The sequence below is a fragment of the Cesiribacter andamanensis AMV16 genome (assembly GCF_000348925.1).
In the GTDB taxonomy this organism is placed as follows: domain Bacteria; phylum Bacteroidota; class Bacteroidia; order Cytophagales; family Cyclobacteriaceae; genus Cesiribacter; species Cesiribacter andamanensis.
In genome coordinates this window covers 46511-61157 of the sequence record NZ_AODQ01000014.1, presented here as the reverse complement: position 1 = coordinate 61157, position 14647 = coordinate 46511, and the positions used below count along the sequence as shown (strand labels likewise).

The 14647-nt window shown below is 52.7% G+C and carries 8 protein-coding genes; 6 read left to right on the top strand and 2 right to left on the bottom strand.

Going from position 1 to position 14647, the window contains the following annotated elements; all coding sequences use genetic code 11:
• Positions 1 to 37: 37 nt before the first annotated feature.
• The 6 genes from ADICEAN_RS04440 (at position 38) to ADICEAN_RS04415 (ending at position 10383) form a co-directional block, all read left to right on the top strand.
• Positions 38 to 2101 (top strand): ABC transporter permease, encoded by a 2064-nt coding sequence (locus ADICEAN_RS04440; protein ID WP_009194332.1) that lies wholly within the window; start codon positions 38 to 40, stop codon positions 2099 to 2101.
• Between the two features lie 225 nt (positions 2102 to 2326).
• Positions 2327 to 4714, top strand: coding sequence for an ABC transporter permease (locus ADICEAN_RS04435; RefSeq protein ID WP_009194331.1), 2388 nt, complete (start codon positions 2327 to 2329; stop codon positions 4712 to 4714).
• Complete coding sequence (locus tag ADICEAN_RS04430) at positions 4714 to 5379, top strand: ABC transporter ATP-binding protein (RefSeq protein WP_009194330.1); 666 nt, start codon at positions 4714 to 4716, stop codon at positions 5377 to 5379. The genes ADICEAN_RS04435 and ADICEAN_RS04430 overlap by 1 nt, the downstream gene beginning before the upstream one ends.
• A gap of 12 nt (positions 5380 to 5391) precedes the next feature.
• Entirely contained in the window at positions 5392 to 6723 is a 1332-nt protein-coding gene (locus ADICEAN_RS04425) for a TolC family protein (protein WP_009194329.1), read from the top strand.
• 382 nt (positions 6724 to 7105) lie between these two features.
• Positions 7106 to 8215: a GDP-mannose 4,6-dehydratase gene (gene gmd / locus ADICEAN_RS04420; protein WP_009194328.1), complete on the top strand. Its 1110-nt coding sequence runs from the start codon at positions 7106 to 7108 to the stop codon at positions 8213 to 8215.
• Between the two features lie 365 nt (positions 8216 to 8580).
• A complete protein-coding gene (locus ADICEAN_RS04415) occupies positions 8581 to 10383 on the top strand; it encodes a lectin-like domain-containing protein (RefSeq protein ID WP_009194327.1) in 1803 nt (600 codons plus the stop codon).
• 292 nt (positions 10384 to 10675) lie between these two features.
• Here the strand turns inward: ADICEAN_RS04415 and ADICEAN_RS21700 are convergent, their stop codons facing one another.
• Together ADICEAN_RS21700 and ADICEAN_RS21695 are read right to left on the bottom strand one after the other, a co-directional pair.
• Positions 10676 to 13072, bottom strand: coding sequence for a glycosyl hydrolase (locus tag ADICEAN_RS21700; protein WP_009194326.1), 2397 nt, complete (start codon positions 13070 to 13072; stop codon positions 10676 to 10678).
• Entirely contained in the window at positions 13033 to 14586 is a 1554-nt protein-coding gene (locus ADICEAN_RS21695) for a glycosyltransferase family 2 protein (protein WP_009194325.1), read from the bottom strand. The genes ADICEAN_RS21700 and ADICEAN_RS21695 overlap by 40 nt, the downstream gene beginning before the upstream one ends.
• Positions 14587 to 14647 lie beyond the last annotated feature (61 nt).

Here is a 14647-nt window from a genome sequence, read left to right as displayed (position 1 = left end):
GTGCCAGTACGAAGTACCCTAAGTGGTGCTGCGGCCTATGGCGAGAAAAAGTTGTGGATGTGGGGGTATTTTGCTGATCCTGAATTTTAAAACCTTTAGCTTTCCCCTGCTAAAGGGCAATGCGGCCCTGGCCCTGAGCCGTCCCAATACCATTGTGCTATCGGAGAGCTATGCCACCAAACTTTTTGGGAGTAAAGAGCCCATGGGGGAGATCATTAGCATGGAACCCCATGGCGACTATGTGATTACCGGCATCCTGAAAGATGTGCCCAAAAATTCCCACATGCAGTTTGATGCCCTGGCCTCTTATGCCACCCTGGGGGCCGGTGGCGCAGATCCCTATTCTGACAGAGATGAGCACTGGGCACGGTTCAGCCAGGCGTATCTCTACCTGCTGTTGCCCGAACAGGGGGATGCCGCCGGGCTTGAGCGGTACTTGAACAGCATTGCGAAAGCAGCGTGGGGGCATAAGAAAAACGTTGAGGTAACGTTTGCGCTGCAGCCTCTGGACAAGATTGTGCCGGGCACCGATCTGCTGAACTCCATAGGCCCCCGCTGGGATTATGCAGGTATTCTGTTATCGGGATTGTTGGCCCTGATTATTCTGATACCGGCCTGTTTTAACTACATCAACCTGGCAATAGCCCAGTCCCTGAACCGCATGAAGGAAGTGGGGGTGCGAAAAGTTATGGGCGGATCAAAAAACCAGCTGTTCTTTCAGTTTATCACAGAAACCACCCTGATGATGCTGCTGGCATCGGTGCTTTCCTACTTTATTTTTGAAGTGATACGGGAAGAAGCCATTCGGATCATGGAAGCGGCCCGCATTCTGGACCTAACCCCCACGGGGCTAACCTTTTTGTATTTTTTCCTTTTTGCCCTTTTTATAGGCTTTGCTGCCGGAGTTGTTCCTGCCCTGTATTTTTCAAAGCTATCGCCCGTAAATGCCCTTAAGGCTAAACCTTCAAAAACAGGCAAAAACAGTTTTCCGCTGCAGAAGGCGGTGATAGGGGTTCAGTTTGTGCTTTCGCTGGGCTTTATCATGGGGGTAGTGGTAATGCTGCAGCAGTATCGCTACTCGGTAAATTATGCCTATGGCTTTGAGCAGGAGGATATTCTCAACATTGACCTGCAGGGGGCAAATCCGGAACTTGTAAAAAATGAGTATGGGCAGGTGGCCGGGGTAGAGCAGGTCTCCCTGTCGTCCCACCTGCTGGGGCTGGGCGCTACCAATTCTGCCTGGCTGATGAATGCGGATGGAACGGATTCTGTGGAAGCTTCTTTTATAGCAGTTGATGAGCACTTTATACCAGCCTTTAAGCTCAAGCTGCTGGCGGGAACCAATTTTGATGATCCTGCCCTAAAAAATCGCTCCTCCATCATCGTAAACGAAGCCTTTTTAAGGCAGCAGCAGATTGCGCAACCCCAGCAGGCCATTCATGAACGGCTAGTCTTAACCGATGGCAGCGAATGCATCATACGGGGGGTAGTGGCCGATTTTCATTATGCTACCCTTAAGGACTCGATCAACAGCTTCTATTTTCAATATGATCCAGCGCTTTTTAGCTATGCCAACCTGCACCTAAGCTCCCGGGAGGCCTTTAAGGACCTCTCGGGCCTGGAGGCGATCTGGAAAACCATTGGCGGCACCGATCACTTCGAGGCGCAGTTTCAGGATGTTCAGATCAGCGAGGCCTATGGGGATTACCTGCAGATCATGAAGCTATGGGGTTTTTTGGGCCTGCTGGCCATTACCGTAGCCTGCCTGGGCTTGCTGGGTACCGTGGTGTTTACGGTCAGGAACAGAGGGAAGGAAGTAAGCATCCGCAAGGTGCTGGGGGCCTCCACCCAAAGCCTGGTGCTGCTGCTGTCAAAAGACTACCTCAAAATAATGGGGATCGCCAGCCTGATTGCCATCCCAGTTACCTACCTCTTACTGGATAAGGTTGTGCTGACCATCCAGAAATACAGCATCAAAATTGGCCTGCTGGAGGTAGGGATAAGCCTGCTGATTGTGCTTGTGCTGGGCTTAACCACCATTCTGTCGCAAACACTCAAAGCAGCGCGGGCCAACCCGGTTGATACCCTCAAAAGTGAATGAGGGTGTGCCCAGTTGCCTGCCGGTTCCATATGGAGGGCAGCAGGCGAGTGTACCATAACCGTACACCTGCTGTACGCTTTCGCACGCATGAACAGACTGATGGGGGGCTAAGCGGCTCAAAATCAGTCTTTCGCATAATTGGCACAGCAACTGTTCTCTAGCTGATGCGCTGCTGTATACATTGCAGTGAAGCCAACGCGGATCAACCCAATACCCCTTGCCTCTATGATACGCACCTACATTAAAATAGCCCTGCGGCATCTGCAAAAGCACACCCTCTATGCCGGCATCAACCTGCTGGGCCTGGCCATAGGCCTTAGCGGTTGTATCCTCATTGGCCTTTACATCTGGCATGAGCTCAGCTACGACCGCTTTCATGAAAAAGCCCACCGGCTGGTGCGCGTTACCTGGGCCTATCATTTTGAGGATGCTGAAAACCAGACAGCCTCTACCGGTACCCGGGTAGGTCCGGAGTTTACCCGGCGCTTTCCGGAGGTGGAGGCCTATGTGCGCCTGCTCAAATACCCCCGGGTGCTGGCCGTTGGCGATAAGATGTTTGAAGAAAAAAGGTTTCTGTATGCGGATTCTGCTTTCTTTGGCCTGTTTTCCTTCCCGCTGCTGGAGGGCAATCCGGCTACGGTGCTGGATGCACCTGAGAAACTGGTGATCACTCAATCGGCGGCCAAAAAGTACTTCGGCAGCCAGCATCCCATTGGCAGGTCCATTACGGTAGGGGGTACCAAAGAATTTATGATCACCGGCATAGCCGCCGATGCGCCGGCCAACTCTCAGATCCAGTTTGATTTTGTGGGGTCCTTTACCACCCTTAATGCCGCCCGGGAAGAGAAGTGGTCAGAGGCCAATTACCTTACCTTTCTGCAGCTTCACAGCCCGGAGGCCATAGGCCCCCTGCAGGCCAAAATAAGAGCCTATAGTGAGCAGGTGGGCCGGGAAGAGCTGCAGCTGAGCGGAAACAACTACATGACCTACCAGCTGGAACCTATTACGGAGGTGCACCTGTACTCGCCCCTGGATGGCTTTGAGCCCAACAGCAGCATTACCTACATTTGGGTGCTGGCGGCGGTGGCGCTGTTGATTTTGCTGGTAGCCTGCGTAAATTACACCAATCTGAGTACGGCGCAGGCCGCAGGCCGCAGTGCCGAAATAGGCATGCGCAAGGTAATGGGGGCGAGCAGGCGCGATATCTTCTTCCAGTTTATCAGTGAAGCCTTTTTGTTGAGCTTGCTGGCCGTAGCGGTGGCGCTTTTCCTCTCTTTTGTGCTGCTTCCCTCTTTCAATCAGCTGGCGGGCCGGCAGCTGGAGCAGGAGCTGCTCTTTCAGCCCCTAACGCTGCTGCTTCTGCTGGGCTTGTGTGCCGTGGTAGCTATGCTGGCCGGGGCCTATCCGGCCATGGTGCTATCGGGCAGCAAGGTTATCGGCATCCTGAAAAAGGGCTTTACCTTTACCGGCCAGGCCGGGCTGCGCAAGGGGCTGATCGTTTTTCAGTTTGTGATCTCCATTTTCCTGCTCATAGCTACCGCTATTATCCTTCAGCAGCTTTCCTTTATCCAGAATAAAGCCCTTGGTTATAGCAAGGAGCATGTGCTGGAGCTGCCCATAGATGCAAAGATGTCCGAAAATTACGATGCGCTGCGGGATGCGCTGGAGAACCTGCCCGGCGTGCGCTCAGTGGCGGGGGCCTACGAAGCGCCCACCCACATTGGCTGGAGCGATGGCCTGACGGCGCTGGAAAGCGGCAAGCGCATTTCCATCAATGCCATGCCGGCTGATGAACACCTGGTTAAGACCCTGAACCTGTCCCTGCTGGCCGGGGAGGACTTTACCCAGCGTGATATACAACTGGCCGATCCGGCCCTGCAGGGCGACAACATCCAGTACACCTACATGCTGAACGAAGCCGCCGTGCGGGCGCTTGGCTGGACCCCGCAGCAAGCCATTGGCAAGCGGGTGGCCAAGGGCCGGGAGGGCATTGTACGGGCGGTGGTGCAGGATTTTCACTTCCGCTCCCTGCACGAGCCCATAGGCCCCCTGGCCATTTTTATGGACAAGCGCCTGGCAGGTTCCTTTTTTGTGAAGATTGATGGCCGTGATGTGCCTGCCACCCTTGCCCGCCTGCAGGGGGTGTGGGGAGCCCGCGTAGCCCACCGCCCCTTTGACTACAAGTTTCTGGACGATTCTTACACCGCCCTCTACAAAGCCGAGCAAAGCATCGCCGGCGTGTTTACCACCTTTGCCACGGTGGCCATTTTGCTGGCCTGCCTGGGCTTGTTTGCCCTTACAGCCTATGCCATGGTGCAGCGCACCAAAGAGATTGGCATCCGCAAGGTACTGGGCGCTACGGTAGCCGACATTCTGGCGCTGGTGTCCCTGGACTTTATCAAGCTGGTGTTGCTGGCCATTGCCATTGCCATACCCCTTGCCTATGGGGCCACCAGCAAATGGCTGGAAGGCTTTAGCTATAAGATTGGCCTTGCCTGGTGGGTGTTTGGGCTGGCGGGCCTTGTTACCCTGCTGATTGCTGTGCTCACCGTTTGTCTGCAGGCCCTAAAAACGGCCCGCGCTAATCCTGTTAAAAACCTAAGAAGCGAATAATGATTGCGTTACGGAACATTTACAAATGGTACCAGACCGGTATCAACCGCACCTTTATCCTCAAAGACATAGACCTGGATATAGCAGAGGGGGATTTTGTTTCCCTGATGGGTCCCTCGGGCTCGGGCAAATCTACCCTGCTCAACATCATTGGCATGCTGGATGAACCCTCGGAAGGGGAGTACCACTTCCTGGGGCAGCCGGTTTACCAGCTGAAGGAGCGGCAGCGCAAGGAACTTTACAAGCAGCACATTGGCATTGTGTTTCAGCAGTACCACCTCATTGATGAGCTTACCGTCTATGAAAACATTGAAGCGCCCCTGCTGTACCAGGGGGTAAAGGGCTCGGAGCGCAAATCCATGGTGGCCGATATGCTGGACCGCTTCAACATTGTAGGCAAGAAAGACCTTTTTCCCAACCAGCTTTCCGGCGGGCAGCAGCAGCTGGTAGGGGTGGTGCGGGCCCTCATTGCCAAGCCCAAACTGATTCTGGCCGACGAGCCCACCGGTAACCTCAATTCCGCCCAGGGGGAGGAGATCATGCAGCTCTTCAAACAGCTCAATAAGGAGGAGGGGGTCACCATTCTGCAGGCAACCCACTCCGAAAAAAATGCCGCCTGGGGCGATCGCACCCTGCACCTGCTGGACGGACAATTACGCGCTTAACCTTTTTCAGTCATGAAGTGCTCCCTTATTTTTCTCTATTTTTTTGGCCTTCTCCCCCTCTCCCTTTTTGCCCAGGAGGGTACCGGCAGCCTTAGCCTGGAGCAGGCCCTGCAAACTGCGCTAACCAACAACCTGCAGGTACGCCAGCGCCAGCTGAGTCTGCAGGGCAGCCAGGTAGACTATCGGCAGGCAAAGAGCAACCTGCTCCCTACCATTAATGCCAGCATAAGCCATGGCATTAACCAGGGACGCAGCATTGACCCCTTTACCAATACCTATGTGAACCAGGAGTTAAAGTATGGTAGTTATGGGGTAGGAGGAAGCCTGTTGCTGTTTGGAGGCCTTAGCCAGCAGAACGCCATACGCCAGACCAGTCTGGCAAGGGATGCTGCCGGGCAGGAGCTGCAGCAGGCCCGGGATAACCTGAGCCTGGAGGTAATGCTGGCCTACCTGCAGGTGCTTAGCAACGAAGATCTGGTAGAAGTTGCCGGCAATCAGGTGGCAGTAACCCAACAGCAGGTAGACCGCCTGCAGGTGTTGCTTAAACAAGGTGCCATTGGCCCGCCCCAGCTAGCCGAGATGTCGGGCCAGCTGAAAACCGAAGAGCTGGCCCTGCTCAATGCCCGCCAGACATTGGAGGTAAGCAAACTGGCCCTGGCCCAGCTTATGAATGTTCCCTATACCCCCTCCCTGCAGCTGGAGCGCATAGAAGTGAGCGAGCTGGTGATGCGGGAGTCTGCCGCTACCACGGCCGATGCTGTTTACGAAGCCTCCATGGGCCAGCTGGCCCTGGTAAAGGCTGCCCGGCTTCGGAGCCGAAGCGCCCAGGCCGGAGTGCGCAGCCTGTGGGGGAATTTCTCTCCGAGCCTGTTTCTCTTTGGTAACCTAAATACCAACTATTCCAGTGCTGCCACCATTAATGGGGAGCAGATCTATTATGATGCACAGCTGCGCAACAACCTGTTCTCTAATGTAGGCCTTTTGCTGCGCATACCCATTCTCAATGGCTTTGATTCGCACAACCAGCTGCGGCGGGCCAAACTGGAGCTGCAGGATGTGAACCTGCAGGAAGAAGGCGTACTGGTGCAGCTCCGGCAGGATGTGGAGCAGGCCCAACTCAATAGGGATAATGCCAGGGAGCGCTATCAGCTGCTGGAAGAGCAGCAGAGCGCCTTTGCGGAAGCCTTCCGGGCTGCAGAGATCCGTTTTAATGCCGGCGCCGGTACGCCCGTGGATTACCTGATTGCCAAGAACAATGCCGATCGTAGCCGCATCAACCTGCTGATGGCCAAATATGATTATGTGCTGCGGCAAAAGGTACTGGATTTTTATAGGGGTAAATAAGCCCTTAGGCAGGTGAGCCGGATGGTGCAGTGGCAGAGACCTGTGGTCCTTAAACGTATTGGTTGTTGTTGATAGAAAGAAGCCCGCTCAAACGGGCTTTTTTTTATGCTGGCTGATAGGGGTTTATGAGATAGGTAAACTCAGATAGTTCTTATTTATTCTCCGAAAGTTTCAAGCATACACGAATTGTACCTATATTTGGGGACCCTTTTGCCACTGCGCCCATTCCCTGTTGTCGGTATTTTGAGTGAGAAACGTGCAGGTGTCAGGAGCAGCCTCAGGCTCCGTAGCCGCATTGCTTGATAGCTCGGTGCAGCTGGTAAAAGGGATAAATGTACTCGTTATTTGCTGGGGCAGCCCGGCAGCTCACTTCCTCTGAACAATGAAAACAGCCTTAATTACCGGAATAACCGGACAGGACGGCGCCTATCTGGCCGAGTTTCTGCTTGGAAAGGGATACATGGTGCATGGCATCAAGCGCCGTACCTCCCTGTTCAATACCGATCGCATCGATCACCTCTACCAGGACCCCCACGAGCAGCAGGTGCGCCTGAAGCTTCACTATGGCGACCTGACCGATAGCACAAACCTGATCCGCATCATACAGGAAGTGCAGCCTGATGAGATCTATAACCTGGCCGCCATGAGCCATGTACAGGTTAGCTTTGAAACCCCGGAGTACACTGCCAATGCCGATGGCCTGGGCACCCTTCGGATTCTGGAAGCTGTGCGCATTCTGGGCCTCACCGGAAAGACCCGCATCTATCAGGCCTCTACCTCAGAGCTGTATGGCCTGGTGCAGGCTGTTCCGCAGTCGGAAAGTACCCCCTTCTATCCCCGTTCTCCCTATGCCGTAGCCAAACTCTATGCCTACTGGATCACGGTGAACTACCGGGAGGCTTACGGGATGTATGCCTGCAACGGCATTCTCTTTAACCATGAGTCGCCGCTGCGGGGCGAGACCTTTGTGACCCGCAAGATTACCCGCGCGGCCGCCCGCATTGCTCTGGGCATACAAGACAAGCTTTACCTGGGCAATCTGGATGCGCAGCGGGACTGGGGCCATGCCAAAGACTATGTAGAGGCCATGTACCTGATCCTGCAGCAGGAGAAGCCCGAAGATTTTGTGATTGCCACCGGCATTACCACCAGTGTACGGGATTTTGTGCGCATGGCCTTTGCCGAAGCGGGCATCCAGCTGGAGTTCAGAGGTGAGGGGGTAGCCGAAAAGGGCTACGTAAAAAGCTGCTCGGGTGCTTATCACGTGCCCGAGGGGCAGGAGGTGGTAAGTGTAGACCCGCGCTATTTCCGCCCCACCGAGGTAGATCTGCTCATTGGCGACCCCACCAAATCCAAAGAAGTCTTGGGCTGGGAGCCCAAGTACGACCTGCCTGCCCTGGTACAGGACATGATGCAGGCCGACCTTGTCCTCATGAAAAAGGATAAATACCTGGCCGCCTCGGGCTACAATACCTTGAACTATTACGAGTAAGCCTGCCCTAGCAACTTGAAAATATTAGAGAAGCAGCCGTTTGCCGATGAGGGTAGTCGGCTGCTTTCTTGTTAAGGGAGACCTTATTCAAGATAGCTTCTTGTAGATGCCCCGTTAGTGGGTTGTCGTATGGCCTTAGTCGGATAAGTAGGGTGCAGTCCAGCCCGTAGGCTGCTTCCAAGGCAGTTTTAAAATGTTTATTTGAGTATAGGCTGTTGTTGGTTAACTATTTTATGCCTAATTTTATCTCAGATAAGTTTTATTTGCAGTAGATCAATCCCTTTCCTGATGGGGTAAGTAGGCATAGGCTGGTTGATAAAGGAAAGATCGTCTGCACACCTTGTTGCCTCTGAGCCCCACACTTCATGCTCTTTCTGAAGTATATTGTAAAATCTGCTGTAACTGCACGATGCATCCTATTCAGGATAGCATTGGTAGTGGGCTGTGCCTTGACTCCAACGCTGGTTTCTGCACAGTTTGTTACCAGAGGCGATGCTGTGAAAGTATCTGAACGTTGCTTCAAAGTAACCGAAGATAAAGAAGGTAGATTTGGAGCAGTTTGGTGGGAAAGGCAGATTGATCTAAGAGAGCCAGTTGAGCTTGACTTTGTTATATATTTAGGAACTAGGGATGAGGATGGAGCAGATGGTATTGCATTTGTACTTCACAATGATGTAAGGGGGCTTAATGCAAAGGGAACTCCAGGAGGGGGACTTGGTTTTGCTTATCATCCTACCTACACAGATGATCAAACTTTAGTTAGAGTAATAAAACCATCGGTAGCCATTGAATTTGATACTTACTATAATCGGTCATTTGTTAACGAATTAGAAGCTGATCATACTACAATAGTATATGATGGTGATTTAGATCATATTATCCTACCTGCTCTACCCATTAATCCAGACAATCCTAATGTTGAAGACGGAGGATGTAACGATTACAAAATAAAGTGGAATCCGGCTAATTTTGAGTTAGAATTATATTTTAATGGAAAACTCCGCTTTAGAAATAGGGATGATATCGTTACAAAAGTTTTTGGAGGTAATCCTATAGTTTATTATGGGTTTACTGGATCAACAGGCGGATCTAAAAATGAGCAAACCATTTGCATCTTTGAAGCGGAAAGCAAGCCTGTTGCTATAGCAGATGTTGTCTCAACGGAGCATCAGGTACCGGTAACCATTGACGTTCTGGCCAATGATAGCCACACCACGGGTGATGCCCTCGGAATAGGAGCCATCATCAAACAGCCGCTACATGGCAGTGTACAGATAGTGAACAACAGCCTGGTATACACTCCGGCCTTTGGCTTTGTAGGCACAGATGTTTTTACGTATGAAGCCTGTGAAACAGGCTCGGATCTATGCTATTCCAAATGTGCCAGTGCCCAGGTAAGGGTAGAGGTTGTCTGCAGCCAGGTTCTCCCTACACCACAAGTAGCGGATGCATTCCGCTGTGGGCCTGGCGAGGTGCAGTTCACTGCACAGGCAGTAGAAGCTCCGGGCGGCACTTATCGATGGTATGCAAGTGCTAGCCATACTGTGCCTATATATGAAGCCGAAGGCACTTTGTTTATCACCCCGCTTTTACAGCGTACTACCACCTTCTGGGTTTCCTTTTTTGATGGCGCCTGCGAGGGTGATCGCACGTCCGTTACCGCAATAGTTCAACCATTGCCCGAGGTATATGCGGGAGAGGATACACGCCTTTACATAGGCGAAGAACTGCAGTTACAGGGGTATGGAGAAGGACAAATAAGTTGGTCGCCTTCAGAGGGTTTAAGTGACATGGGGATACTTACTCCAATCGCTAATCCACAAGCAACCACCACCTATACACTTACCATAACCGATGCCAGCGGGTGCATTGCTACGGATGAGATCACCATTACCGTTGTAGATGGCATCTTTGTTCCTAATGCCTTTTCTCCCAACGGAGACGGGTTAAATGACTACTGGGAAATTTTAAAGATCGCTAAATACCCTGCCTGTACCGTTTCGGTTTTTGACCGCTGGGGAGTAGTTGTATTTGAGTCTAAGGGGTATGCTGTGCCCTGGGACGGGATGTATAAGGGAAAGAAGTTGCCCCTTGGATCGTATGCCTATGTGATTGATCTGGGTGAGGGAGGAAAGCCCCAGAAGGGGATTGTTTCGCTGGTGCACTAGCCCCAGTCTGGGCTAGCTTCTGCTTTGTAGCTGCTTATATATTTGCCTGTTCTTAGCTGTTTTCTCAGCAATACTGCAAGATGCAGATGCCTGTACCCTTTCCGGAATAGGTCATTGTCTGCCGATGGAGCAGATACAATAACAGTTTAGTCAGAGATTCCCCTAGTCAGCATTCTACTCTTCCATGGAGGTGGCCTTTGCCAGTCAGCGGTTGACATTGAATGGGGAAAGTTCTCGAAAGGGAGAGGAAGCAGAGGATTGCTCTCAGTGATTGTCGGAACGCTCCCTCTACCTATTCCATCACCAGGGGCCTGGAGGCGGTGATCACATTTCCGGCAGTGTCGGTCGCATGCACATACACCCGGTAGCTTGATTTGGCAGCCGGGATCTTAAGCTCAACGTGTTTTAGGTCGTAGATGTCGTTTTGGATACTACCAACACTTTTCCAGCTGGCCTCATCCTGAATATCCCACTCAAAGGTTAAAGGACCGGCATAGCCATTGGTAACCGCTGCGGTGAGCCATACGGATCCACCGGGTTTTAAGGCATTCCAGGGCCCCACAATGGTGAGATCAGCAAAATCAGCCCTGCCCGCTTCCGTAACTGGCTTCTCTGCTGCTCCATACGCCTGCTGCAGGTAGTAGTAGGCCGGCTTGAGCCTTCCCTTATAATCGGTAATGCCAAACCAGGTGGAAGTGCCCTCATAGCGATCCCGCCAGCTAAAGGCAAAACCGCCCAGGTTGTGCCCCTTGTGGGGTTGGATGTAGGTCTGCCATTGGGTTTGGTACCAGCGGGCTTTGCTCAGGCTGGATACTTCTATAAGGTGATAGCCATCCCGAAAATCACCAAACTCATGGCTCCAGTAGCCTTTAGGACCAAATTCAGTGACAGCATAGGGGCGGCTGCCATCAAACTTCAGAAAGGTTTCCTGCAGGCGTTCAATGTTTGCTTTGTAGTAGGCATTAATGCCAATGATATCGACAGACGGCAGATGGGTGTACAGTTCATACACCGTACTGGGCAGCTGATAATGTTCCTGTTCTTCTGAGGCAAAGATGGGGCGATCCGGGTCAATCTCCCGAATCTTTTGGGCAAGCCCTTCCAGAAACTCCAGGTACGCCCGGCGGGTAAGGGTAAGGTATGGCCTGGCAAAATGCTTCTTCTGCAGCCCCCAGCTTTCATTACCGATGTTCCAGGCAATAATGGCGTTCCGATCTTTATATTTCTTCACATGCTTCAGCACTTTGGCCTCATAGGCGGCTTTGGCAGCGGTATTGGTATAATAATCAATGGCAGGGTCAAACCAGAACCCGTACACAATGGCCAGGTCCTGCTCTTCTGCTACATTGAACATGTTAATGTCATAGGGGCCGGGCTCATAGCGCCTGATCGTGTTGGCTCCCATAGCCTTTATTTTACTGAAATCCTGCTCCAGCTGCTTGCGGGTAAGGGGCAGAAATCCATCCCGCCAATCGTGTGCCGGGTTATAGCAGACCCCCTTAATGTAAAAGGGGGAGCCCTTTACCAGTAAGGAGTAATTGCCGCTATCGCCGGCTACCCGGGGCTTGGGTCGGGTAGCTGCACCCTCTTTTTTCTCAAAGGGAATAAGGGCAAGGGTTGAAAAGGAGTTAAGGGTGCTGCTTATCGTATTCAGAGGATAGGTCCAGTTAATACCCCCCTCTCCGGTAGCCGGTCGCCAGTCGGCCACCCAGTTCTGGTCCTGATCGCTGTAGAAGAGCACAGTAGCCCTGATCTCAGGATATGCCGTGCGAATCTTTCTAAGGGCATCCGCCACCCAGCTACCGGCCGCACCACCATAGCTGGTTGAGCCAAATTCAGCCAGCATTACCGGAAGTTCTATGCCATAGTGCTTTAATTTTTGCTGAAAGGGGGTGTACAGCTCTTCAAAGCGGTACCAGCGGCCATCCTGGTTGGCAGTGCCGTAGTTCAGGCAGGTAATGCCGATCCAGTCCACATACATATTTTCAGGATAGCGGGCCCCATTCGGAAAGTAGGCCTCGAAGGCAGAGGGCTTCAGCGGGTTCCAGACCCAGGTTACGTTTTGTACCCCCAGCGATTGAAAGCGGCCATGCACATACCGCCAGGCGGCAATAAACTCAGCAGGGGTATTGTCACCGGTGGCCGACCAGGGGTACATGGGATTGTCCATCTCATGGGCAAAGCGCAAAAAAACAGGATAGCCCAGCGAGCGGATGGCAATAGCGACCGAATCGATATACCCATCGAAATAACCTTCAGCTATGTAGTGAAACACTTTCTTGTTCTGGCCCAGCTCCGGATGGGTAGCATAGTGGGGAAACAGGTTGGTCCAGGGCTCCCAGCTGATCATGGGGATGGTGCCCTTCTCTGCCAGTGCCTGCCATTCCGCAACCGGCAGGGGATCGGCGCCCCAGGCCAGATAGGTAGAGGCTACAGAGAACTGGTGATTGGTTTCATTTTCTACCGCCGCCAGCTGCTGCAGCAAGCCCCTGTTGGAAGGGGGCAGGTAAATGCCGGTATAAAATCCGCCGATCTCGGTTTGTGTCTGCGGACCATGATCACTGTCCATGCTGATCTCCTGTTGCTTCTGGGATAAGAACCAGGGAATTGCCAGAAAGGGGATGGAGATGGGGCAAATCAGCAAAATATTTAGGCTGGCCTTGCCAAAGGGTCGAAAAGGAACTTCCATCTGAAGGAGAAGCGGGGTATACGGATAAGCCGGTCCAGGCTATGCACAACCGCAAACCACTGCGACTGGCCAATGGCAAAGGCCAGGAACAGGATAAGGGCATTGAAAAGCGCAAAACCCGCCATTAAAAAGCTGTAGGGCTGCCAGTCCCGCTCCAGCCCCCATATAACTGCAACTACGCACAGCAGAGCCAGCAGCAGGTTGGGCAGGGCCAGCAAGACCTCGTTCTTGGTGTCATGCTCCTTGGGGGTAGGAATGTAAGGAACCTTAATGTTCAGCAGGGTGTATACAAAGCCGGTGATGTAGATCCACCAGGTACCCACACGTAAAATTCCGCCTATGAGGTGAAGGCCCCGTTCATGCGGCTCATTGAGCCAGCGCTGGGCATACTGCCGGATAAGTAAGCCGCACAGGAGCAGGGGGGAATAATAGGCAAAGAACACCAGCGGGTCCATGTGCCAGGGATAATCGCCTGAAAAGAGGGCGTAGACCGGCACCGCCACATCGATGAGGGTGATCAGGCCAAACAGAAAATAGAGCGGAAGCAGGCCATGGTGCAGCTTCTGTCGCCAGTTCAGCTGCCTAAAGATGAGGGGGTACACCCTGAACCAAAGGTCAAAGGTGCCGCGGGACCATTTGAGTTGTTGTTTATAGTAAGCCGACAGGCTGCTGGGCACTAACCCTCTGGATACAATTTCAGGAACGTACACCGATTTCCAGCCCTTTGCGTGCAGCAGCATGGAGGTATGCATGTCTTCGGTTAAGCCGGGTGCATGGCCGCCAATAGAGTCCAGGGCTTCCCGTCGGAAGGTACAATTGGCGCCAATAGCCTGCGCTGTGCCATACTGGCCCATGGCATTCATATATGGGCCGTAGAAGTTGTAGGTTTGCTCGGCCGCACCCCGTGCTACCAGGGATTCTGATTGATTCTTATACGCCTGAACTACCTGTACATAGCCTGTTTGGGGATCATCAAAATGGGGTAGCACCTTTTGCAGAAAATCAGGCGACGGCACATGGTCGGGATCCAGGATAACGCAAAGCTCGCCAGTGGCCTGTTGGAGTGCATTATTGATGTTGCCTGCCTTGGCATGAGTGCGGCTGGAGCGGGTAACATGAACAGCACCCAGTTCCTGGCACAGGGCTTTTAAATAAGGGTCATTGCCCTCGTCGCACAGATAGGTGGTATGGGGGTAGTCTACCGCAACCATGGCCCGGAGTGTTTCCTCAATCATCTCCTGAGGCTCGCCCGGGCAGGCGGTAGTGAGCATATCTACCCTGTAGGCTTTTGCGGCAGGGGTAAGGGGGACTTTAGGTGTGCGGATGCCCGTATAATGGTACCATTCAAACAGCAGGCGTACCAGTTTAAAGAGGAGACTTAGCGTAAGCAGGGCATACAGAACGGGATGGCCAATAGCTACTACTGTACTAAATCCCCAGAGAAAAAGTGCCAGTAACCCTATTCCAACAAAAATCAGTAGCGTAAGCAGCAGTACAGATTTGGACTTATGCATCTGTAGGAGGAGTTAGAAAACAATAATCATGGATAGGCTGGGTAAGCGGGTAGGTGCCAGA